This is a genomic window from Streptomyces sp. NPDC053076, from assembly GCF_044546845.1.
Lineage (GTDB): Bacteria > Actinomycetota > Actinomycetes > Streptomycetales > Streptomycetaceae > Streptomyces.
Map to the genome: position 1 here is coordinate 97,562 of NZ_JBITZL010000008.1, position 23,010 is coordinate 120,571.

The window sequence follows — 23,010 nt, forward strand, 5'->3', positions numbered from 1 at the left end:
TCCCACCACGGCACACGGAACCGCCCGCCCCTACCGCGCCAGCCGAGGGTGGTACGGGCGGCGGCGCCGCTGACGCTCTGGTCGAGGGCGAGTGCGTCCGCGAAGAGCGCGGCTGGTCGATGCCCGCGTGACGGTCGCCGAGGTTCTGGCCGAGCCTGCGTGCAAGGTCGCAGAGTCGGCCGGGAGCGCGATATGGCAGGCTCGCCCGTGCCGCCGGCGGGCCGAGGGCATGGCGGTGTCGGTCCTTGCGCCGGACTACCAGCGGATCGTGTCGGTGCTGGAGTCGGAGGCGGGCCGGGAGGGCATCCGCAGCCAGGCGCAGAGCCGCGTCGATGCCTACCAGCGGTTCGCGTCGAGCCTGGGCGCCAGCCCCGGCAGCAACCTGTACTGCTGATCGGACCCCGTCACTTCGTGTTCTGCAGAGGCGCGGCGCCTTGGACGTCTTCCGGTGCGGTCTCCGTGAACGACATCTCCGGCGGCGGGACGCGGAACATCCGGGTCAGATAGGCCAGGTACACCACGCCGAGGCTCAGCCAGATCAGGCCCAGGGTGAGCGCTCTGCCGTCCAGGTTGTACAGCAGGTAGAGGTCCACCGTCGCGCCCATCGCGGGTGCGACGAGGTATGACAGCGGGCTGGGGGACTCGCCGGCCCGGCGGCGCCGTACGTAGGTGGCGAGTACGGAGACGTTGACGAAGGTGAAGGCGGTGAACGCGCCGAAGTTGATGAAGGACGTCGAGGCGGCCACGTCCAGGCGCAGGGCGATCAGGCCGACCGCGCCGGTCAGCAGGATGTTGAGCGCGGGGGTGCGGTAGCGCTCGTGGAGTCGGGCGAAGATCTTGTGCGGGAGGGCGCCGTCGCGGCCCATTGCGTACAGCAGGCGTGAGGTGCTGGCCTGCGCGGCGATGCCGGAGGCGAACTGCGCGACCACGAGTCCGGCCAGGAACACCGAGGAGAACAGGTCGCCGCCGATGGTCTTCGCGATCTCGAAGGCGGCGGAGCTGGGGTCGTCGAAGGAGCTGCCCGGGTGGGCGAGCTGGGTGGTGTAGGCGACCAGGACGAAGATGCCGCCGCCGATCAACGCGGTGAGCAGGATCGCGCGCGGCATGGTCCGCTTCGGGTCGACCGTCTCCTCCGTCAGCGTGGTGACCGCGTCGAAACCGAGGAAGGAGTACGCGGCGATGGCGGCGCCCGCCGAGATCCCGGCGGCGGTGGTCGCGCCGTTGGCGAAGGGTGTGGCGTTCACCAGTGCACCGGCGCCGCCCGTCTGGAAGACGTGACGCACCGACAGGACGACGAAGATGCCGATGACCAGCACCTGGAAGACCATCAGCAGGTCGTTGACGCGCTCGGCGGTCTTGATGCCCCGGATGTTCAGCGCGGTGGTGACGGCGACGAAGCCGATGATCCAGATCCAGTGCGGCACACCGGGGAACTGCGCCTGCAGGTAGGCGCCGCCGATCAGCCAGATGACCATCGGCAGGAAGAAGTAGTCGAGCAGGGTCGCCCAGCCGACGAGGAAGCCGAGCCGCCCGTCGATCGCCTTGCGGACGTAGGTGTAGGCGGAGCCGGCGACGGGATACGCGGCGGCCATCTTTCCGTAGCTGTGGGCCGTGAACAGCATCGCCACCAGGGCGAGCAGGTACGCCGTCGGGACCGCGCCACCGGTACTGGCGGCGACCACGCCGAAGGTGCCCAGCACGATCAGCGGGGTCATGTAGGCGAGACCGAACAGGACGACGGCTCTGAGGGTGAGGGTGCGCGCGAGTGCGGGCGCGCCGGGGGCGTCGTTGGCCATGGAGGGGCTCCGGGGACGTACGGGCGGGGACGGAGGGGTGAGAGCCGAGATGTCAGGCTCCCGGACGCCAGGTGCGCGGGTCGAGGCGGCCGCCGTACAGCGGCAGTTCGATGGGGGCGTCGGTATCCGTGAACTGGTCCCACATGCGGTTCACGCCTGCGGTGCCGTACCGCCGGACGCGGGTCACGTCGTCCAGGTCGATCACGTCGGTGAGGATGGTGCTGCCGTCGCCGGCAGCCTCGGCCCGGATCCGGCCCTCGGGGTCGACGACCAGGCTGTGCCCGCTGCCCAGGGGGCCGGCGGTGTTCACGCTGACCACGTGCACCTGATTGACGATGGCGTTGGCGCGGGCCAGGACGACCTCCTGCGCGCGGTCGGCGGTCGTGGTCATCACGGGGTTGACGATGACCTCGGCGCCCTGCCACGCCAGGTGGCGGGCGACCTCCGGGAACCAGGCGTCGTAGCAGATCGCGAAGCCGATCCGCCCCGCCTCCGGGACGTCGAAGACCACGAACCGGTCGCCGGGATCGTAAGGCTCGCTCGGCCGCCAGGGGAACACCTTGCGGTACCAGGCCGCCAGACGCCCCTGGGGGGGGAGAAGGCCAGGGCGGTGTTGAACAGCTCCCCCGCCGGCCCGCGCTCGCACACCGAGCCCGGCAGCAGCCAGATGCCCAAATCTCCGGCCAGCGCAGCGATCTCCTTGACCCGGGGGCCGTCCAGAGGCTCGGCGATCTCCCGCAGCTGCTCGTGCGCCTCGGCGCCGAGAGCGTCGACGCCGCACAGGTGCAGCTCGGGGAAGACCGCCATCCGGGTGTGCGGGAAGCGGGCCAAGATGCTCTCCGACTCAGCCGCGAAACCAGCGAGCGGGGTGTGCGCGGGCCGCGGGGGGAGCTGGGCGAGAGCCAGGGGCAGGGGGCGGGACATGAACGCGAAACTAGTTCAAGATGAGCACTTAAACAAGAGTGCTCAAGATGAGCATTTTTCAGTGGTGATCGACGCAGCTGGTTAGAGTGACGCCATGCCCGGCAGCGAACACGCCCCGACCACCGGCCTCACGGCCCCCGAACTCAGTGGCGTGCGCAGGCTGTCCGCACTGGAAGCGGTCAGGGCCCGGATCGCTCTCGCTGTCGATCTGGGCCTGCTGGCCCCCGGCGACCGCCTGCCCGGCATCCCACAGATCGCCCAGGCCCTCGACGTCAGCGAGATCACCACGCGTCGAGCCCTGGTATCTCTGTGCAGCGACGGCGTTCTGGAGCGCCGTCGCGGGCGCGGCGGCGGCACGCTGGTCGCCGCGCACCCCACCCCCGGGACCGTCCTCACCACGGATGCCTACCGCACGGCCGGCGATGCCGTGCGCCGGCTGATCGACCACCGGCTCGCCCTGGAATGCGGCATCGCCCACCTGGCGGCGGTGCGTGCCTCCGACGAGGACCTGTCCGAGCTGCGTGAACTCGTCGAGGAGATGGACCGCGTGCCCAGCTGGGCCGAGTTCCACGGCTGCGACGAGCGCTTCCACCTCCGGCTCGCCGAGGCGACCGGCAGTTCCTCGATCACCGGCCCCTACGGCGCGGTCCTCCGCGAGCTCTACCGCTACTACCTGCCCTACCCCATGGACGCGCTGCGCGCTTCCAACCGTGAGCACCGCGAACTCCTCGATGCCCTGCGTCGCCACGACACCGCCGCCGCGGGGGAGGCCGCACGGCGCCATGTGGAAACGCTGCACCAGACCATGTTCGTGGGCCTGCTCAGTACGTCCGCCGACACCGGAACCGCCATGACAAGCGACTGAACTCGCCTGACCCCGTTCAGGTGGGGAACATGGACATGCCCGCTCTTACTCGAGGAGTGCCTGAGCACAGGCCCAAGGGTGGTCACTCACCGTAGCGCGCTCTGCCGCACATGCCGCTGCGCCGGCCGTAGGTCCGGATCGAATGCCGTTGGTCCGGGGCTGTCGGGGTCTCGTTCGTCTGGCCTACTGCATGGTGCGGTCCGGGTTCGTGCTGGGCGACGCTGACTGGGACGGCAGACGTAGGAGGCGTCGTGGCATCCCTGACTCGGATTCCGCTGAAGGGTGGGGGCAGCGTTCTGGTCGAGGCCCCGGCCGCGTACGACGGGCCGGTGAAGGCTGGCCGGATCGGCGAGGTCGTGCATGAGCTGCCGGCGACCCTGCAGGAGGCACTGGAACCGGTCACGGAGGTGGCACGCGCCGCCCTTGAGCAGCTGCGCAAGGCCCGCCCCGATGATGTCGTGATCGAGTTCGGCGTGGACCTGTCGGTAGCGGCCGGAGCCGTGATCACGAAAGGACAGGCAGGCTGTCACCTCAATGTGACCGTGTCATGGAAGGGTCCAGGGTGATCCGATGCCCATTGATCCCGTGAACGACTCCGGTCCAGTCGCTTCGGCCTTGCCCGCTGCTGTGGCGCAGGTCCTGTGCCCGGACGGGAGTGTGGCGGGGGCAGGGTTCCTGATAGCCGAGGGGCTGCTGGTCACCTGTGCGCATGTGATCCAGGCGGCGGGCGGCGGGCCAGGTGAGACGGTGCGGCTGGATTTCCCGCATCTGCCGGATGCGCGGGAGGACGAGGGCCGGGTCGGGGAGGACACCTGGCGTGCGCCGGAGGCCGAGGACGTGGCCGTGGTCCGGCTCACCGGCATACGGCCCGGCATGGAGTTCCTCCCTCTGGGTTCGGCGGAGGGCTGCCGTGGCCACCGGGTCAGGTCGTTCGGTTTCCCGGCCCAGGCACCGCCGGAGGGGCATTTCGGCTTCGGCGTGGCCGGCGACTTGCTTCCCTCCTCGGCCGCCCGGGGCCTGCTGCTGCAGCTCACCGACGCCAACGACCTGACCACCGGCTTCAGCGGAGGCCCGGTCCTGGACGAAGTGACCGGCCTTGTCATCGGCATGCTCACCGAGATATCCGCGCCGGACGCCTTCGAGCGGGGTCAGGGCATCGCCTACGTCACCCCGACCCAGGTCCTCCGGAAGATCGTGCCGCAGCTGGAGGTGCGGGACGTGTGCCCGTACCGGGGACTGGAGCCGTTCGGGGCGGAGCACGCCCGCTGGTTCCAGGGCCGGAAGGAAGCGGTACGACAAGTCCTGGCCAGCCTTGCCCAGCAGCGCCGGCTGACGCTGTTGCTCGGGCCGTCGGGTTCCGGGAAGTCGTCGCTGATCCAGGCGGGGGTGCTGCGCGCGCTGGCGCAGGGAGGGGTTGCGGGGAGCGATCAGTGGCTGCCGGTGGTGGTCCGTCCTGGGCAGAACCTGCTGGCCGAGATCGAGAAGGCCGGTCTGCCCGGAGCGGCAGACGACGGGATCGCGGCGGCGGTGCGGCGGAGACTGGCAGCGGACCCCGGTTGCCAAGGGGTCCTGCTGGTCGTCGATCAGTTCGAAGAACTCTTCACTTCGCCTGCCGACAGCCGGCAGCACATACGCCGAGCCGCCCTGGACGAGCTCACGGCCGTGGCCGGTTCCGGAACAAGAGTCAGCGTGATCCTGGTGATGCGGGACGACTTCTACCCTCAGCTGGCTGCTGTGGCCCCCGAGTTGCTGGACGCAGCGATCCCAGGACTGCTCAATGTGCAGGGCAGTCTGAGCCAGGAGGACCTGCACGACATCATCACTCTGCCCGCCCAGGATGTCGGACTCCGCTTCCAGCCCGGACTGCCCGAGCAGATCATCAGCGACGTGCTGGCGATCACCCCCGAGGCGACCGCGGCACAGCAGGCGCCGGTCACCGTGTTGCCCTTGCTGGAGCTGACACTCAGCCAGCTGTGGCTTCGACGGCAGGACGGATATCTCACCCACGGGGCCTACCGGCGCATCGGAGCGGTGAGCGGAAGCCTGACCACGTGGTGCGACAGCGTCCTGAGTGACCTGTCCCCGAACCAGCGGTCCATCGCTCGGCGGATCCTGACCTCCCTGGTACGGCCCGCAGATCCGAGCCGGAACGTTCCGGCAGTGCGTGCTCAGGTCCCCCTTGACGAACTACGTGACCTAGCCGCCGACGTCGACGCCGGAACGAGCCACGGTGAAGCCGTTGACTCGGTCATGGCTTTCCTCACGCGCCATCGCATCATCACCACCCATACGCTCCGCGCGCCTCAGCCCCCGGAAGACTCCGCAGGGCAGCCCGTGGCCGAACTGGTTCATGATGCCCTCATCCGTGAATGGGGCACATTGCGCGAGTGGGTCCGCCAGGATCACCGTTTCCACGACTGGCTCGACAAGACTCATGAACGGCAGTCCCGCTGGGCCGGCACGGCCGACCCCGGGGACCTGTTGGGTGGGACGGCACTGGCGGAAGGCATCGACTGGTCACGGCAACGCCGGTTGCCGGGCGACATCGCAGCCTTTCTCGCTGCGAGCAAGGAACGCCAACGAGCTTCCATCCGGCGTAGCCGGCGCCTCAACGCCGTCCTCGCGTCCCTGCTCGTACTCGCGCTCGTGGCCGCGGGAGGTGTCCTGTGGCAGTGGCGCACGGCGGTCGCCGAACGGCAAGAAGCATTGTCGAGACAGCTCGCCGCCCAGTCCGAAACGCTCATGGGGGCGAATCCCGAGCTGGCCTCATTACTGGCGGTCCAGGCATACCGCACCAGCCACACACCCGAGTCCATGGCAAGCCTGCGAGAGGCGTCAGCCCTCCCGCTGTCCCGGCGCTTGACCGGCCACACCGATGTGGTGGCGTCGGTGGTCTTCAGCCCGGACGGACACACCCTTGCCTCAGGCAGCTTCGACAAAACGGCGCGGCTGTGGGACCTCGCCACCGGCAAGACGCGCACCACCCTCACCGGACACGACAAGGCGGTGGAGTCGGTGGCCTTCAGTCCCGACGGACACACCCTCGCCACTGCCGGCGACGATTCCACTGTGCGCCTGTGGGATGCCGCCACCGGCAAATCCCGCACTACCCTCGTGGGCAACGTTGCCGCGACGTCGGTGGCCTTCAGTCCCGACGGACACACCCTCGCCATAGGCAGCAGTGACAACACGGTGAGTCTGTGGGGTGTCGCCACCGGCAAGTCCCGCATCCTCACCGGACACAACCATGCAGTCACGTCAGTGGCCTTCAGTCCTGACGGACGCACCCTCGCCACAGGCAGCCTCGACCACACGGCGCGGCTGTGGGATGTCGCCACTGGTCAGCTCCGCAACACCATCACCGGACATTCGGAGTCGGTGCTGTCGGTGGCCTTCAGCCCCGACGGACGCACCTTCGCCACGGCCAGCGCCGACCACACGGCGCGGCTGTGGGACGTCGCCACCGGCAAAGCCGGCATCACCATCACCGGACACGACGAAGCGGTGACGTCGGTGGCCTTCAGCCCCGACGGACGCACCCTCGCCACAGGCAGCCTCGAGAACGTCGCGGCGTTGTGGGACGTCGCCACCGGTGCATCACGCGCCATCCTGAGAGGGCATAGTGGCTGGGTGGAGTCGGTGGCCTTCAGCCCTGACGGACGCACCCTCGCCACCGCCGGCGTCGACCACATGGTACGGCTGTGGGACATCACCACCGGCAATACCACCACCCTGGCGGGCCACACCGACTCTGTGACTTCGGTGGCCTTCAGCCGTGACGGACGCACCCTCGCCACCGCCAGCGCCGACCACACGGCGCGGCTGTGGGACCTCGCCACCGGCAAGACCCGCACCACCCTCACCGGACACAACGCCGCGGTGACGTCGGTGGCCTTCAGTCCCGACGAACGCACCCTCGCCACCACCAGTCTCGACTCCACGGTGCGGCTGTGGGACGTCGCCACCGGCAAGACCCGCACCACCCTCGCCAGACCGGACAACCTGCCGACGTCGGCGGTCTTCAGCCCCGATGGCCACACCCTCGCCATCGGCGGCACCGACAAAACGGTGCACCTGTGGGACGTCGCCACCGGCAAGACCCGCACCACCCTCACCGGACACACCGACGCGGTGACGTCGGTGGCCTTCAGCCCCGACGGACGTACGCTTGCCACGGGCAGCGACGACAAAACGGCGCGGCTGTGGGACCTCGCCACCGGCAAGACCCGCACCACCCTCACCGGACACACCGACGCGGTGACGTCGGTGGCCTTCAGCCCCGACGGACGTACGCTTGCCACGGGCAGCGCAGATTTCACCGTCCGGCTGTGGGACGTCGCCACGGGCAAGACCCGCACCACCCTCACCGGACACGTCAATGACGTGTCGTCGGTGGCCTTCAGTCCTGACCGTCACACCCTCGCCACAGGCAGCTCCGACCACACGGCACGGTTGTGGGACGTCGCAAGCGGCAAAACCATCGTCAACCTCACCGGGCAGAACCTCCAGGTGAATGCGGTGGCCTTCCACCCCAACGGCCATACGCTCGTTACAGGCGGCAGCGACCACACAGCGCGGCTGTGGAAGATCGTCCTGCCCCAACCCGACGCGGCCATACGAAAGATATGCAGTGCCGCCAACCGCGACCTCACCCCGCAGGAACGCACGGCCTACCTGCCCGGCCAGTCAGCAGGCCCCATATGCCACCCAACCTGACGCGACATGTGAACCACGGCGCTCAATCACGAGACACACGGAACGACCGGGTTGCACCATCCAACGGCCGTTCACCACCGGTATGACCCTGCAGAGCGCGGACCGCTTCATCAACCATGCTGTGGCGTCCGAGCGCGTGCTGCGGGCGGTGGACAACCTGGACGAGACTATCAAGATCATCCGGTCGGCGATCTTCGGTCTGCGTCTCAGTGGCATCAACGGCCCGGACAACGCTCCCGCTTCGCGAAGCCTGACGGTCCTCGACCGGCATGCGGGGGACCCCACCGAGCATCGTCGACGCAGGCAGTGATCGCGTCGGGCTTGTCGGGGCCACGAGGCGGCTGGCCGTTCGTCAGGCAGACAGTGGCCCAGGTTGTCCGGGCTCCGCTGTCGGCAACACGGGTACCGAACGCCCGGGTGGAGCTAGCGATGATTCCCAGCCCCCGACCGAATCCCGAGCCGTTGTGCCAGTGCGTTTTCCCCGCGGAGGCGACTCCCTGGTCGCGCACTTGGACGCGCAGATGAGTCCGATTCCGCCGGAGGCTGGTTGTGATCACGGTGCTGTCGGTGTGAACGATCGCGTTCGTGGCGAGTTCCGTGGTGACCAGCAAGATCGTGTGGCGAATATCCTCGTCCGTTAAGCCCTGCCGGTCAAGCCATAAGCGAGTCAGATGCCTGCAGATCGGGACGGCCTGATCCACCGCTGGGCACCGGACGGTAATGGTGCGCGATCGGCACCAAACGGGGGCCGTCGTTCGGATCACGGATGTGTCAGGCCACCGTTCGATGTCTTCAGGAGAAAGAATGATCTCCACGCCTGCGGGGTTGGTCACCATGTGTGTCTCCTGATGCTGTCGGGGCACGGGCAGCAACGAGAAGAGAAGTGCCGGTAGCCCCTGGGACGTGGGTCGGCGCCCGACGCGGTGCCGGGGCAACCGCCGAACCGGGCAGAAAGTGCAGACATCTGTGCGTCGACGACGAGTGCAATGCGCTTCCGATATCTACGAGATGCGAGCGAGCCCGCCGTGGCGGGGACATTCATCACGGTTTCCAGTCTGCCCCAGTCCTCGGCAGACTTGCCGACGGGACATACGGGGATGGCGGTGGTCAGCCTGCCTTACACCGCAACAGGGCAGTCCGGGAGTGACGCGTCAGCCGGCGCCGGCCGACGCCGGCTGACGGATCCAACACCTCTCTCGGAGTGCCCATCGCGGCAGCTCGGCGCTCAGTGGCCGACAGAAGCCGACGCACGGAAGCCCGGGCAACCACTACCCCGGAGAGGACGGGCAGCCCACCGTTGGATGTAACTGTTATCCGCCCAGGCGGCATATAGCGGCAACACGTGCCGGAGAGATAGCACCCGAATGGCGTAATGTAAAGTGATAAGACTCCCACCTGCGTATTCCAGGGACTCACGAGGACCGGATGATTCTGCGCTAACGGCGCACACCGGCGTGAACTCTGCGCAACAGGAGCCGCAATAGCACACCGAGTGAGCCCCCTACGGCCGCGCGAGGCAAAACCCCTTAAAAGGAGATCTTCGCGCCATCGGGCGGTTTTTTCCCATTCCGATTGGTCGCGCTTCTGTTTCTGGGCCGCCGCTGGCTCAGCGACACTCGTCGGCGCGCGTCGTCCGCCGACCGTACAAGAAAGCATTCTTCACTCAACTTCGACGTACCGCCACCATCGAAATGAAAAAAAGCGGAAGCCGCCAACGCGGCGCAAGCCGCTGTCCGGTATGCCGGGGGTTATTCCCGTGTGGCGTGCTCCAATCGGGTGACGCAGTCGGCATCCCTCTTGAGATGGCGCTGACTCATGGCGCATTACTGGAGCACGAACCGGCGGGTCGCCCATCCCTTTCCGGGGACGTGACTGCTGCCCGTTCCGGTCGTCACTCCCAGCGCGCAGTGCGCGGCGACCAGGCCGAGTTTTCGTTCCCCAGCAGCCACCCCCCGAATGTCCATGGGGACCGGACCGCTCCCACCGGCGTCGTGTCTAACAGCGCAACAGCCATCTCTTCAAGGGAGTGCACAATGTTCCGTTCCCGTCTCGCCACCGCCACCGTGGTCACCGCCATGGCGGCCGGCGCGGTCGTGGGCATCGCCCCTCTGGCCACGGCGGCCCCCGCCGCAGCAGTCTCGGCCTGTGTCGCCGACCTCCAGGCCGCCCAGACGGCCAACAACGCCGCCATCGCGGCGGACCAGGCCAGCAACGTGGCGGGCGCTCGCACGCACAACGCGGCCACCGCCACCTACCTCGTGGCCGCGATCGGTGACTGCCAGGGACAGCCGCAAGTGGTGGGGTCCAACATCCTCACGGCGACCGCGACCAACGCGACCGCTCTGGTCTACAACCTGCTCGGGGCGTCGAGCGCGGCCCTGAGCTCCGAGCAGGCCACGGCCTCGGCGATCACCCAGGCGCTGGCCAACGCGTCCTGACCGGTACCCGGGCGGGCGGCCGCCGCGACAACGTCACGTGACCCCCGCCCTTCCCCCGGCACAAGCCGGGACCTGCCGCTCGCCGGGCGCCCCCTCTCCCCAATTCCGGCGGGCGGCAGACGGGCCGGGCACCAGCCGACGCCGACTGGTGCCCGGCCCACTCGGCAGCACGCAGCCATTTCGTCTCCGATGCGCTCGGGGCCGTGACCGGCGTCCGGATCAACAGCGCAGGTGCCGTCAGCCATCCTGCCCCCTCCGCATCTACGGTGCGCGGCCGTCGTGGCGAGGCGTCCACTAGTCACCGGGAGACGGGGCTCCCTCAACGTCTGGCAGGTCATCATGCTGGTCCGCGCTCTCATCGATTCTCTGTGCCGCTCCTTCCTCACGGCGTTCCGGTGTCTCTTCCCCTCACCTTTTTACCGTCCGCTCACCGCCGAGAGAAAACAATCACCACAAACCGAGGAGAGGCCGGCAGGGAAAGTAATCCCCTGTAGCCGCGAGGTGCCGGAGCCGAAAGCGCCCAATCCTGTCCGAGTATTGCTTTCCGGCGGTCCGGTCTGGGGCGAGCTGCCCAGCGTGTGGGAAGTTTCATCCCTGCGGGACGAACCCAAAGTGAAAATCTTGTGCGGCAACGCCTATGAACACTTCGAGTTCTCCGGTTCGTACTCCCTTCATGTCGGAGAGCGATTGCCCGTCTACAAGTGGTGTCGTCGCACCTACGTCGCCGAATAACCCACCACCTGATCCTGAGGAGAATTCAATGATCGACTCACTGGCACGAGCAGGTGCCTCATGAGGCGGCGCACCGGCGTACGCGCGCGGGACGCCGTCGTCACAGGGATCGGACTGTGCCTTCCCGGTCCGGGCGCCCCGGTGTTCACTGCCGATGATCTCTGGCAGGTCGCCTCCACCGGCACGTCCTGCCTCGTCAAAAAGGGCGTCTACTACGGCAGCGTCGGCCTCTCCAAAGCGTCGTTCGAAGAACAGGTACCGGGCATTCCGGAGTTTTTCTCACGCCACTACACGGACGCTCATCGCTTCGGGCTGGTGTCGCTTGCGCAGGCGAGCCGGGACGCGGGCCTCGATGTGGAGCAGGACCTCCGGGAAGCCGCCATCCTGGTGGGCCGCGGTGGCGTGGACGCCAACATCGACAGCTACCTCGCCGTTTTACGGGCCGACCCCGCGACCTATCCCGTCGCCGAGGCCCTGGAGATGTTCGTCGCGGCGGAGCAGGCTGTCACCCCATCGGACGTCGCCCTGGTCCAAGGGGCATTCACGCGGTCGAAGGGCGCCAACTTCACGGTGTCGTGCGGCTGTGCCTCATCGGCGCTCCAGATCGGAAACGCTCTGAGTATGATCGCCTCGGGGGAGACCGATATCGCAGTGGTGACGGGAGCCGACGTCTTCAGCGTCACCATGATCCGCAACATCCAACGCCTGTTGAGCGGAGCCCAGAAGGCATACGACGCTATGCGCTCCGAGGACATGCCGAGCCTTCTGCCGTCGTTCGACGCCCTTATGCGCCCCTACGACCAACGCGCAGACTGCATCAACCATGGCGAGGGATCCGCGACCGTCATCATCGAGAGCCGGGAACACGCCTTCGCACGAGATGCGCGCCTCTACGGCCAGATCCTGTCGCAGTCCACCACTCGCGACGGGCTCGCCAACCCGCTGGCCTCCGACGAGACCGGGAAAGCACTGGTGTCCGCGGTGCGAAGGTGCCTCGGTGACACGTGGGAGATCAGTCAGGTGCCCTACATCCACGGTGGCAGCGACGGCAACGTGGTTGTCACCGCGTTCGAGGCGAATGCGATCAGGGAACTGTACGGCTCATCGTCACACGACGTCCTCATGTCCTCGCAGGAGGGCTGCTTCGGCCACAACGGTGCTCCGGCGGGCTGCCTGGGAGTGGCACTGACCTTGCTGATGATGCGCAACAACCAAGTGTGTCCGACCGCCAACTGCGAGCAGCCGGCCGAGCATTTGACCTTCGACCCGGTTCCCGGGACGCTGCCCCGCCCCCTCGACTTCGACTACGCGTTCACCTTCAACTACCAGGTGGGGGGCGTGAAGAGCGCGATCCTGCTGGGCAGCCCGGACGTCTGATCCCAGGCTTCGCCTGCCGCCGCTGTCCGATCGCCGTCGCCCGTCCCCGAGACCTTGGACGACCTGCGGAGTCAGGTGTTCAGCATGGCCACGGTTGTCCCGCGAAGGCGTACGAACGGCCCCCTCGTCCCCCTGCGTCCGCGGGCTCGGCGCACCGGGCACGCCGTCGCACGGCCCGCCCGCTTCTCGCGGCGCAGGTCCACGCTCCTCCCCTCCGCCACAGCAAGGAGACTTTCGTGGCCAACGACACACACGGCCCTCGGCCAGCGAACGCGCCCATCGCCGTCATCGGCATGGGCTGCCGCCTCCCCGGAGACGTCGACTCTCCGGCCTCCTTATGGCGGCTGCTGTCGAAAGGCCGCGACGCAGTCGGCGCTCCCCCGCCCGGGCGGGATGTCGCCGGCTCCGGACACAGGTGGCACACCGACGCCTTCCCGGCCTCGTTACAAGGCGGCTATCTGAGGGACGTCTCGCGGTTCGACGCGGACTTCTTCGGAGTCTCGGGCCGCGAGGCCGACGTTCTCGACCCCCAGCACCGTCTTCTCCTAGAGGTCGCTTGGGAGGCCCTGGAACACGCCGGACTGCCTCCCGACCGGCTCGCCGGCTCCACGACCGGCGTCTTCACGGGGCTGAGTTACAACGACTACATGGATCAACTGGCCGGCCACCCCGAGGAACTCGAGGGATCCATTCTGACGAACGGCCACTGCGTCGCCGCCGGACGAATCTCCTACCTCCTTGGTCTGCACGGACCCAGCATCGCTCTCGACACCGCGTGCTCGTCCTCCTTGGTCGCCTTCCACCTGGCCTGTGAGACGCTGCATCGCGAGGAGTGCGACCTCGCCCTCGCAGGCGGCGTCACCCTCATGCTTGCCCCGCGCATCACCCGGTCCTTCGTCCGGATGGGCATGCTCTCACCCACCGGTCACTGCCACACCTTCGATGCCGCGGCAGACGGGTTCGTCCGCGGTGAGGGCTGCGGCGTCGTCGTTCTCAAGCGTCTGCCCGAGGCCCGCCGGGACGGCGACCGCATCCTCGCCGTCGTCCGCGGATCCGCGGTCAATCAGGACGGTCGGTCGGACGGCCTCGCCGCCCCCTCCGCCGCCGCCCAGCAATCCCTCTACCGCGCCGCGCTCAGCCGCGCCGGTGTCGATCCGGCCCGCATCTCACTGATCGAGGCCCACGGCACGGGCACCACCGTGGGCGATCCCGTGGAGTTCGCCAGCCTGGCCACTGTCTACGGAAATGGTCTCTCCCCCTGCGCCCTTGGCTCGGTCAAGACCAACCTGGGCCATCTGGAGCCGGCCGCCGGAATCACCGGGCTGATCAAGACCGTCCTCTGCCTGCAGTACGGAGTCATTCCACCGAACCTGCACTTCACACGCTGGAACCCGGCCATCTCCGCAGAGGGCACACGCCTGTTCATCCCCTTGGAGAACACGCCGTGGCCCGTCAAGGAGCCGGTCAGGCTGGCTGCCGTGTCATCGTTCGGCTTCTCCGGAACCAACGCGCACGTCATCCTCCAGGAGCCTCCGCGCCCCTCCCGCAGGAGCGTCCTGCCTTCTCCACGCAGCTCCCGGACAGCGCCTCCCGAGGTGATCCTCGTGGCCGCCGGCTCCCAGCGAGCCCTCCCGGAGGCCGCCCGTAAACTGGCGGACTGGCTGGACACGGCCGGCCGGAATGTCCCGCTCAGGGATGTCGCGCACACCTTGGCGCTGCGTCGCAGTCCCGGGCGTGGGCGCCTTGCGGTCGTCGCCCGGTCCCGCGGCGAGGCCGCCGAAGCGCTGCGGCTGTTCGTCAGCGGGCTGCCGGCTCCGGCATTGACCTCCGGCGCGGGCGATGTCACCGCCCCCCGGCGTCCCGTTTGGGTGTTCTCCGGCCAGGGCTCGCAATGGCCCGGTATGGGCCGCGAACTCCTGGACCGGGACGATGCCTTCCGCAAGGCCCTGACCGAAGTCGACGCGCTCATGCGCAGGGAGGCGGGTTTCTCCGTCCTGGACCTGGTCCGGGCTGGCGAGCCTCTCATCGGATGCCCGAGGATCCAACCGGTCCTCTTCGCCCTGCAGGTCGCTCTCGCCGCGGCGTGGCAGGCACACGGCGTCCAACCGGCTGCCGTGATCGGGCATTCCATGGGAGAGGCCGCCGCCGCGGTCGTGGCCGGAGCCCTCACCCTCGCCGACGGAGTCCGCGTCATCTGTCGACGTTCGGCGCTGCTTGAGCGGATCGCCGGCGAGGGCGCTATGGCCAGTGTCGGCCTGGCCCGGGCCGCGGTGGAAACGGCCCTCGCTGAGGCCGGGGCCGACGCCGTGTCCGTCGCGGTCCTGGCCGCGCCCGACACCACCGTCGTATCCGGCGACGCCGACGAGGTCGCGCGCCTGATCGCCCGATGGGAGGAGCTCGGCATCCCCGCCGTACCGATCGCGGTGGACGTCGCCTCACACAGCCCGCACGTCGAACCGTTGCTGGCCGACCTGCACCAGGCGCTGTCCGGTCTCACCCCACGACCACCCCGCGTCCCGTTCTACTCCACCGTGAGCGAAGACCCGCGGCGCAGTCCGCTGCTCGACGCCACCTACTGGTGCGACAACCTCCGTCGGCCGGTTCGTTTCCACCCCGCGGTGGCCGCCGCGGCGCTGGACCGGCACCAGATCTACATCGAGATCTCACCCCACCCCGTGGTCACCCAGTCCCTGACCGACTGTCTGGCAGCGCAGGTCCCCGACGCCGTCGTCCTTCACACCCTGCGGCGCGGGCAGGACGAAACGGCCACCTTCCGGACTCAGCTCGCCATTCTCCACTGCCACGGCGGCATCGTTGACTGGACACCACTGTACGGCGACGGCTCGCTGGCCGACGTACCGACCATCACATTCGATCGCACGCGCCACTGGGCCGTCGGCCAATCGCCCTCCGCTGACGACGGAGCTCTGCCCGGCCGGCACACCGAGGTCCCCGGCGAACCGGTCCGTCACAACTGGCACGCCACCGCTCCGGCTCAGCATCTGCCCTGGCTCGACGACCACCGCGTCCACGGCGCCCCCGTCCTTCCGGGAGCCGGTTTCTGCGCGGTGTTCCACACCGCGGCCGTCTCAGCGCTGTCCGCCGCCTCCGACGTCGACCTCATCGACATCACCTTCCACGACGTGCTGCGCATGAGCAGCGACACGGAGCTGAGCACCACACTCACTCTCACCGACGGCGAGCAGGCGACCTGCAAGATGCACTCCCGCGCGTCAGACGGATCGTGGCAACTGCATGCCACGGCCATCGCACGCCACGCGCTCGCGTCCCGCGACACCCGCACCGCTTCCATCCCCGGCCTGCACCGCAAACACCCCGTCCCCCTGCGTCCCGAGGACCTCTACGCCGGGCTGCGGGCCTGCGGACTGGAACACGGCCCCGCCTTCACCGGTATCACCTCATTGCGGACCACGAGGCAGAGGGACAGCTTCTGGGCCCGCATCCGGCTGCCGGAAGCGGCGCGCACCCCCTCCCCGGCACTGAGCGCGCACCCCGTCCTGCTTGATCTGTGTCTGCAACTGCTGGTCGCAGGAGCCGGCCAGGACAGCGCACCCGCACCGATCCTGCCGATGGGGATCGGCGCCCTCCGTCTACTCGGCGACCCCGCACAGGCCGTTCACGCACACGCGCTGGTCACGGAGAGCAGTGACATGACGCTCGCCGGGAACGTCCGGGCGCTGGACGCGCACGGCCGCCCGGTCATCGCCCTCGACGACGTGCGCTTCCGACGCGGCGCCCCCACCCAGGGAACCTCCGTCGACCAGTGGTTCATGGAACTCGGCTGGCACCGCGTCCCCCGTCCCCGTACGGCCCCCACCGCGCCTGGGAACTGGCTCGTACTCGGTGAAGGCGACGGCCGGGCCGACAGCCTGGCCGCGTTCCTGCGCGCCGCCGGAGCCCGGGTCCAGGTGCGGGACATCCCACCGGCCTCCGGGGAGCTGGCCTCTCTTGCGGAGACTTTCGGTCAGTACCTGGCTGCCGGAAGCGATCCCTGGCGTGCCGTCGTCCTGCTGTGCGGCTCGTCCTCTGACGGTGATGCGGACCCCACCCAGGGCGCGCAGCAACGCGCACGCCGACTGCTCGCACTGGCCCAGGCGGCCGACGAGGGCGGTGGAACGTGGCGTCTGTACACGGCCACCAAGAAGGCATACGCCGTCGTCGCGGACGAGACAGGTCACCTCGCCCAGAGCAGCGTGCGCGGTGTGGTCCGGGTCCTCGCCGTGGAGCGGCCCGGGATGCGGCCCACGCTCATCGACACCGACTCCGACGAGGACGGTCTGCGGGGACTGGCCGTCGAACTGCTGGCCGACGCACCCGAGGACGAGGTCGCACTGCGCGGTGGCACCCGGTTCGTGGCGCGCATCGAGCCCGCGCCGGTCACAGCCGCCGAGACGACAGCCCGCACCACCCGGGCCGTTCGGTTCGGCCACGACGGGTTCCGTCTGCGCGTCGGCCGGTTCGGCGACCTCGACAGCCTCGAACCCGCCGCGGCCGCACGTCGCCGGCCCGGACCCGGTGAGGTGGAACTACGGGTCCGGGCGGCCGGCGTCAACTTCCGTGACGTCCTCACCTCACTGGGCATGCTCGGCTCCGAGCCGTCCACGGCCTATCGCATCGGGTTCGAATGCGCGGGCGTGGTCAGCGCGGTGGGACCCGGCGTGGACCACCTCCAGCAGGGGGACGCCGTACTGGCTGTTCAGCTGGAGGGTGGCGCCTTCGGCTCCTTCGTCACCGTCCCCGCCGGCGCGGTCGCCCCCGTGCCGCTAGACCTCACGCCGGCCACGGCGGCCGGGCTGCCGACGGCGTACCTCACCGCCTGGTACGCCCTGCACCACGTCGCACGGCTCGCTCCCGGCGAACGCGTACTGGTCCACTCCGCCACCGGGGGCACCGGCCGGGCCGCGATCGCCGTCGCCCGCCTGCTGGGCGCGGACGTCCTGGCGACAGCCGGAACGGAGGCGAAACGGCACCAGCTGCGTGGCATGGGGATCCGCTGCGTCATGGACTCGCGCACCCTGGACTTCGCCGAAGAGACTCGTCGGGCCACCGGAGGGCAAGGGGTGGACGTCGTCCTCAACTCCCTGACGGGGCCGGCCGTCCGCGCCGGGCTCGAAAGTCTGCGCCCCTTCGGGCGCTTCGTCGAACTGGGCGTACGTGACATCCTGGCCGACGCCGCCCTGAAGCAGGGCCCGCTGCGCCACAACATCACCTTCAGTACGGTCGACCTCATCGAGGTACAGCAACGCCGGCCCGAGCTGTTGGCCACGGTGTTGCGCGAGGTCATGGACCACATCACCGCGGGACGGCTCAAACCGTTGCTCTGCACCGAGTTCCCGTTGGAGCGCGCGGTCGATGCCTTCCGTCTGATGGCCCGTGCCGCGCACAACGGCAAGATCGTGCTGACCGTGCCCGACCGGGGAGAGACCCACGCAGTGGTGCCCGACGGCCCGCCCGTCGTCCGTACCGACGGCGCCTACGTCGTCACCGGGGGCCTGGGCGGCCTGGGCCTGGCCACCGCGTGCTGGCTGGCCGAGCAGGGAGCCGGCCGGATCGTGCTCAACGGCCGCCGGCCCCCCTCGCTGGACGCCGCTCGTGCGATCAACGACCTGGCTGCCGACACCGTCGTCGTGTTGGGCGACATCTCCCGGCCCGGCACCGCTGAACGGGTGGTCGAGGCTGCCACGAAGGGTGGGGTACCGCTGCGCGGGGTGGTGCACTGCGCCATGGTCCTGGACGACGCCGCGTTGACGACCATCCGCGATCACCAGCTCACGAAGGTGTGGGCTCCTAAGGTCACCGGTGCCTGGAACCTCCACAGCGCTACGGCCGGCCACGCGCTGGACTGGTTCGTCCTGTACTCGTCGATGAGTTCCCTGCTGGGCAACGCCGGACAGGGAGTGTACGCGGCGGCCAATGCCTGGCTCGACGCCTTCGCCGCCTGGCGCACGCGCCGTGGGCGGCCCACACTGGCCGTCGACTGGGGCCCGTGGGGAGAAACGGGCCAGGCCACGGATTTCACCGAACGCGGTTACGAGACGATTCCCACGCGCAAGGGCCTGGAAGCGCTGCACTGCCTCCTCACCCACCACAGGGTGCAGACCGCCGTGATCCCGGGGCCGCCCCAGACCTGGGTCCCCCGGGCAGCCAGCGACTCCAGCCTGTTCGCGCTCCTCGCGCCGGCCGGCGTCCCCGCGCAGCAGAGACACTCCGCAACCGGTTCGGACATCCGCGCCCGTATCGAGGCCCTGGCTCCGGGCATCGCCCGCCAGACGGCCCTGGAGAGCTATCTGACCGACCACATCCGGGCGATCCTGCGTACCGGGAGCACCACGCTCGATCCGCAGACCCCGTTGAAGTCCCTCGGATTCGACTCACTTCTGGCCACCGAATTACGCATCCGCCTCGACTCCGACCTCTCCGTCAGGCTCGCGAGCAATTTCGTCTGGCAGCACCCGACCATCGCCTCCCTCGCTGCGGCCCTGGCTGTGCACATGGGCCTGGCGCCGCAGGAGGATCCATCACCTTCCGACAGCTAGGGCATGTCTCTTCGACGGGTTGGTCGGTCGACCGGATGCGTCTGTCCGATCGGTGATCACCGTGCGACGCGGGACCGGATCGAGCCGCTGATGCGGCGGATCCGGTCCGCGCGTGGTGATGGGCCGACCAGCCCGCACTCTTGAGGCCGTCGCGTGCAAGTACCGCATCAACTCGCTTCACCGCGGGCCAGGCAGGAGATGCGCCCGCCTTGACGACGCTGATGTCCCGCATCGCGTGCCCCGCACGGCCCGGGCAGGCCCAGGGCGCGGCCGCCGGCCGTTCTGGCGGACCGCGCGTATTCCTCACGGGCCATCCGCAGCCACCTGGGGCGCCGGGGAATCCATGCCCGGTGACGGCTGCACCTCCGCGACGGCTACCAGCGGGTTCAGCGCGGCTGCCCGGCGGGCCGGGACGGAGGCGGCCACCGCGCCGACCGCGAGGGAGAGCAGGCACACGAGGAGCAGCGTTCCCCAGGGCAGCGGGTGTTCATGATGCCGAGCGCGGCGATCACGATGCCGATGGCGAGCATCCCGTACATCAGGGTCAGCAGGTCGCCCATGGTACCGGCGGCCTCCTGGACGAACCGCTCCCGGTCCTGCACCTTCAGGAGCGGGCTGTTGCCCACGGCGGTGCGCAGCCGGGCCCCGGTGGCCTTCGAAACCGCGCCGCCGTCAGCGGACGAGGATGCCCGCGGGTGAACGCGGTCACGCAGCTCCTGGCGGAGCGGGCGCGCGAGGCCGCGGCACAGACGGACCGTCGGCGGGCCGCCGGTGAAGCGCTGGGGCCCCTCGCGGGGGTGCCCTTCCTTGAGCGGGACCGGCTGCCTCGTCGCGCCGGCCGGGCACCACTCGCCCGGGGGAGGACGGGGCTCCCCCGACATCGACCGCAGAACGCGGACCGGCGCTCCTGCCAGGCGTGCGCTGCCGAACGTCATCTCGGCGAGCCGGGTCACCGCCGGATTCCCCCGGGTCCGTACCGGTGGCCGGCAAAAGCCGTTGGGGATGCCACCGTTCGGGTCGCGACGGTCGCGGGTACCTCCGGTGCCGTGCCGTTCCACCGCCTCGCGGTCGCCGAGATCCGAGTGCCTCACTCTCTCGCCCCGCATCTCACACGATCGTTCCATCTGGTTAGGCCTGGCGGCGCACCGTGCGAGCGGCATCCCGTGGAGGCGTCCGCGGAAACCTAGTGTGGGCGCCGGAGGAGAGATCACCGAAACCAGAGGAGTCGTTCGTGAAACTCAGCCATGCGCGTGGCGGATGGGCCGTCGCCTCAGGAGCGCTCGCCGTCGTACTGGCCACAGCCACTTCGGCCGCTGCCGCCCCGTCCGCCACCAACGTCACCGCTTCTCCGGCGTCGGCCGCTGTCGGCAGTCCGGTCCAACTGGCCGCCTCCGTCAGTTGCGCCTCCGATCCCCGCGGCGGGCTGGGCATGTCGTTCTTCGACGGCGGTGACCTGCTGATCACAGTACCGGTGGGAGCCAACGGCCAGGCGACCTACACCACGTCGTTCACCACGCCCGGCGCGCACACCATCACCGCCGCCTACAACGGGAACGGCAACTGCGACGCCTCCAACAACACCACCACCGTGCAGGTTTCCCCGTCCCCGCCCCCTCCCCCGGGCTGCCCGGCCTGTGCCTGCTCACATGCGGGAGTTATCGGATTCGCGACCGGAGACGTCAACACCACCATCTCCCTCGACCGGTGAGGCCTCAACGGTCGACTGCCCGTTGGGCACGCTTCCGTCCATGCTCACCGGACGGTGCACCGGCACGCCGGGCGGACTGAGGACGCGAACGCCGCCGCTCAGCTCTTTGCGGGCCACCGTAGGCAAGCGGCCATGGCGCGCGAGTGGTACGTCCCGCGATCGCCGGCAGTGCCGGCCGGGGCCACGGCTCGCGCGAGGACATCGCCTCCCACCATCAATGCGCCGGCGCGCGGCCGGGCTCGCACCGCGATGTTCCGGTGGCGGGCCGGGCGGCCCGCCCGGTGCGTCGCCCGCCGCAGCGTGCGCCATCACCGCTCGAAACGCGCGGGGAGGCATGGAAAACACCCCTGTTTCCGGCAGCGCGCGGCGGGGTCGATCGCGGAAGGAGCAAGACACGGCCCTCACACGTCACCCCGTTGTAGCAGGACAGGTGCGGGCCCCTCGGCACGGCGTCGGGAGTGGTCCCGGACCGTACCGAGGGGAGCAGGACAGGTGCGGGCCCCTCGGCACGGCGTCGGGAGTGGTCCCGGACCGTACCGAGGGGCGGCTCCGCAGGCGTGGCCGTCGAAGCCTGCGTCGCGGTGGGTCACACGGGCGGCAGGCAGGGGGTGAGAGTTCCCGTGGCCTGGACCGGTGTGCCGTTGATGGTGGCGGAGGCGGTGTAGGTGCCGCTCAGGATCTGCAGGAGCGACAGACCGGCGTTGAGGGTGGCCGTACCGGAGGCGTCGGTGACCGCCGTGCCGACCACCTGTCCGCCCACGGAGAAGGTCACCGGTACACCGGCCGTGGCAGGTGTCACCGTCGCGCGCAGGGTGGCGGAGAAGAGGTTCGGCAGCGGGAACGGCACGTTCACTCGCCAGCAGGCCGGCAACGCCTGCAGGGGACCGCTGCCGGACTGCTGAACCGTGATGGTGATCGGCAGGGAGACGACGCCGCTGCACGAGCAGGAGGTGCCGGCCGCGGTGACGGTGGCGGTCACCGTGCTGGTGCCCGCGGTACCGAACGTCAGCAGACCGGTGGCGATACCCAGGGCGTTGGTGGTGACGGTCACTGGCGCGGTGCCACCGTTGAAGGTGACCGTGGCGCCTGCGACCGGGATGCCGCCACAGGTCACGACTGCGGTGACCTGGACGGGCTGACCGACGGTCACCGCGACGAAGACCGGCAGCACCACCACGGAACAGGTCCTCTGGACGGGCACCGTGACGGTGATGGGTGCGAACGTGCAGGCCGCACAGGTACCCGCAGCAGGTGTGAAGCTGACGCCGACCGCCTGTCCCGGCAGGAGGCTCACGCCCAGCGGTACGGTCGCCACCACGCCGTTGGTGACTGTGGCCGTCACCGTGGCTCCGCCGGGCAGCGTGTAAGTGATCGTGCCGTTCAGACCGGTCAGTCCGGCCGGGCAGGTGAGGGTGGTGGCCGCCGTCGTGACGCCCCCGGCGGTGGTCAGTGTCGAGGTCAGTGTCCCGGCCGGGGCCGCGGTGACAGTGACGGTGCCCGTGTCGGCGCCCACGACCGCGCCGTTGGCGTCGGTGTACACCACCGACACCAGCTGAGCGCCTGAACCGGCCGCGGTGAACGTGACAGGTCCGGCCGCGCCCGCCGTCACCGCCACGGTCTGCGGGGCTGCACCGTCGTAGGAGAAGGTCGCGTTCACCGCTCCGGCCGGAGCACCGGTGGCGGAGACGGTGAAACTGGAACACGCGGAAACGGTTACGGGAGTGATGGTAAGTGCCATGGGATTGAACCCCTTCAGGTGAGAAAACGAAGGCTGGGGCTGCCTCATCCATGAGGTCGCGAGGCCGTGAAACGACGCATTCGCGGCACGCCTGCCGGGGTCCCCCTACAACGCAGCCACCGCTCGCGGTAAGGCCGGTCGACCCCGGCGGAGGATGGG

Annotated in this window: 14 protein-coding genes and 3 pseudogenes; 12 read left to right on the forward strand and 5 right to left on the reverse strand. The window is 69.4% G+C overall.

The features are described from left to right. The first annotated feature begins 91 nt into the window (after positions 1 to 91). Positions 92 to 394, forward strand: a complete 303-nt coding sequence (locus ACIGYR_RS28960; protein ID WP_399605267.1) for a hypothetical protein — start codon at positions 92 to 94, stop codon at positions 392 to 394. A 10-nt stretch (positions 395 to 404) separates the two neighbouring features. Here the strand turns inward: ACIGYR_RS28960 and ACIGYR_RS28965 are convergent, their stop codons facing one another. From ACIGYR_RS28965 to ACIGYR_RS28975, 3 genes and pseudogenes are all read right to left on the reverse strand, one after another. Further along, the gene (locus ACIGYR_RS28965; RefSeq protein ID WP_399605265.1) at positions 405 to 1,796 is read right to left on the reverse strand and encodes an APC family permease; all 1,392 of its coding nucleotides are present in this window, start codon (positions 1,794 to 1,796) and stop codon (positions 405 to 407) included. Between the two features lie 52 nt (positions 1,797 to 1,848). After that, positions 1,849 to 2,355, reverse strand: a complete 507-nt coding sequence (locus ACIGYR_RS28970; protein ID WP_399605264.1) for a carbon-nitrogen hydrolase family protein — start codon at positions 2,353 to 2,355, stop codon at positions 1,849 to 1,851. Between the two features lie 86 nt (positions 2,356 to 2,441). Continuing rightward, positions 2,442 to 2,720, reverse strand: a pseudogene (locus tag ACIGYR_RS28975) (carbon-nitrogen hydrolase family protein); the annotation flags it as partial. 94 nt (positions 2,721 to 2,814) lie between these two features. On the opposite strand from ACIGYR_RS28975, the gene ACIGYR_RS28980 reads away from it, so the two are divergent. From ACIGYR_RS28980 to ACIGYR_RS28995, 4 genes are all read left to right on the forward strand, one after another. Next, positions 2,815 to 3,585, forward strand: a complete 771-nt coding sequence (locus ACIGYR_RS28980; protein WP_391843760.1) for a FadR/GntR family transcriptional regulator — start codon at positions 2,815 to 2,817, stop codon at positions 3,583 to 3,585. A gap of 251 nt (positions 3,586 to 3,836) precedes the next feature. Next, a complete protein-coding gene (locus ACIGYR_RS28985) occupies positions 3,837 to 4,151 on the forward strand; it encodes a CU044_2847 family protein (protein ID WP_399605262.1) in 315 nt (104 codons plus the stop codon). A 91-nt stretch (positions 4,152 to 4,242) separates the two neighbouring features. After that, positions 4,243 to 8,301 carry a trypsin-like peptidase domain-containing protein gene (locus ACIGYR_RS28990; RefSeq protein WP_400014337.1) on the forward strand — a complete coding sequence of 1,353 codons (4,059 nt, stop codon included), beginning with the start codon at positions 4,243 to 4,245 and terminating at the stop codon, positions 8,299 to 8,301. 82 nt (positions 8,302 to 8,383) lie between these two features. Then, positions 8,384 to 8,611 carry a hypothetical protein gene (locus ACIGYR_RS28995; RefSeq protein ID WP_399605298.1) on the forward strand — a complete coding sequence of 76 codons (228 nt, stop codon included), beginning with the start codon at positions 8,384 to 8,386 and terminating at the stop codon, positions 8,609 to 8,611. Here the strand turns inward: ACIGYR_RS28995 and ACIGYR_RS29000 are convergent. Then, a complete protein-coding gene (locus ACIGYR_RS29000; RefSeq protein ID WP_399605258.1) occupies positions 8,517 to 9,137 on the reverse strand; it encodes an ATP-binding protein in 621 nt (206 codons plus the stop codon). The two genes, ACIGYR_RS28995 and ACIGYR_RS29000, sit on opposite strands and share 95 nt — an antisense overlap. Before the next feature lie 1,197 nt (positions 9,138 to 10,334). Here ACIGYR_RS29000 and ACIGYR_RS29005 point away from each other — a divergent pair. The 7 genes and pseudogenes from ACIGYR_RS29005 (at position 10,335) to ACIGYR_RS29035 (ending at position 21,113) form a co-directional block, all read left to right on the forward strand. Then, positions 10,335 to 10,739 (forward strand): hypothetical protein, encoded by a 405-nt coding sequence (locus ACIGYR_RS29005; protein ID WP_399605256.1) that lies wholly within the window; start codon positions 10,335 to 10,337, stop codon positions 10,737 to 10,739. Between the two features lie 339 nt (positions 10,740 to 11,078). Continuing rightward, the gene (locus tag ACIGYR_RS29010) at positions 11,079 to 11,471 is read left to right on the forward strand and encodes a DUF5988 family protein (protein WP_399605254.1); all 393 of its coding nucleotides are present in this window, start codon (positions 11,079 to 11,081) and stop codon (positions 11,469 to 11,471) included. Positions 11,472 to 11,531: 60 nt separating this feature from the next. Further along, positions 11,532 to 12,848: a beta-ketoacyl synthase N-terminal-like domain-containing protein gene (locus tag ACIGYR_RS29015; RefSeq protein ID WP_399605252.1), complete on the forward strand. Its 1,317-nt coding sequence runs from the start codon at positions 11,532 to 11,534 to the stop codon at positions 12,846 to 12,848. A 236-nt stretch (positions 12,849 to 13,084) separates the two neighbouring features. Beyond that, entirely contained in the window at positions 13,085 to 19,405 is a 6,321-nt protein-coding gene (locus ACIGYR_RS29020; RefSeq protein ID WP_399605250.1) for an SDR family NAD(P)-dependent oxidoreductase, read from the forward strand. A gap of 246 nt (positions 19,406 to 19,651) precedes the next feature. Further along, a pseudogene (locus ACIGYR_RS29025) lies at positions 19,652 to 19,753 on the forward strand (IS5/IS1182 family transposase); the annotation flags it as partial. Positions 19,754 to 20,094: 341 nt separating this feature from the next. Continuing rightward, positions 20,095 to 20,232: pseudogene (locus ACIGYR_RS29030) on the forward strand (indole acetimide hydrolase); the annotation flags it as partial. A gap of 404 nt (positions 20,233 to 20,636) precedes the next feature. Next, complete coding sequence (locus ACIGYR_RS29035; protein WP_399605248.1) at positions 20,637 to 21,113, forward strand: Ig-like domain-containing protein; 477 nt, start codon at positions 20,637 to 20,639, stop codon at positions 21,111 to 21,113. Positions 21,114 to 21,699: 586 nt separating this feature from the next. Here the strand turns inward: ACIGYR_RS29035 and ACIGYR_RS29040 are convergent. Continuing rightward, positions 21,700 to 22,851, reverse strand: a complete 1,152-nt coding sequence (locus ACIGYR_RS29040) for a hypothetical protein (RefSeq protein ID WP_399605246.1) — start codon at positions 22,849 to 22,851, stop codon at positions 21,700 to 21,702. Positions 22,852 to 23,010 lie beyond the last annotated feature (159 nt).

Excerpts from the sequence above, each read along its gene's own strand:
- ACIGYR_RS28965 (WP_399605265.1), bottom strand. The coding sequence starts at position 1,796 with ATGGCCAACGACGCCCCCGGCGCGCCCGCACTCGCGCGCACCCTCACC.
- ACIGYR_RS28980 (WP_391843760.1), top strand. The coding sequence starts at position 2,815 with ATGCCCGGCAGCGAACACGCCCCGACCACCGGCCTCACGGCCCCCGAA.
- ACIGYR_RS28995 (WP_399605298.1), top strand. The coding sequence starts at position 8,384 with ATGACCCTGCAGAGCGCGGACCGCTTCATCAACCATGCTGTGGCGTCC.
- ACIGYR_RS29000 (WP_399605258.1), bottom strand. The coding sequence starts at position 9,137 with ATGGTGACCAACCCCGCAGGCGTGGAGATCATTCTTTCTCCTGAAGAC.
- ACIGYR_RS29005 (WP_399605256.1), top strand. The coding sequence starts at position 10,335 with ATGTTCCGTTCCCGTCTCGCCACCGCCACCGTGGTCACCGCCATGGCG.
- ACIGYR_RS29010 (WP_399605254.1), top strand. The coding sequence starts at position 11,079 with ATGCTGGTCCGCGCTCTCATCGATTCTCTGTGCCGCTCCTTCCTCACG.
- ACIGYR_RS29015 (WP_399605252.1), top strand. The coding sequence starts at position 11,532 with ATGAGGCGGCGCACCGGCGTACGCGCGCGGGACGCCGTCGTCACAGGG.
- ACIGYR_RS29040 (WP_399605246.1), bottom strand. The coding sequence starts at position 22,851 with ATGGCACTTACCATCACTCCCGTAACCGTTTCCGCGTGTTCCAGTTTC.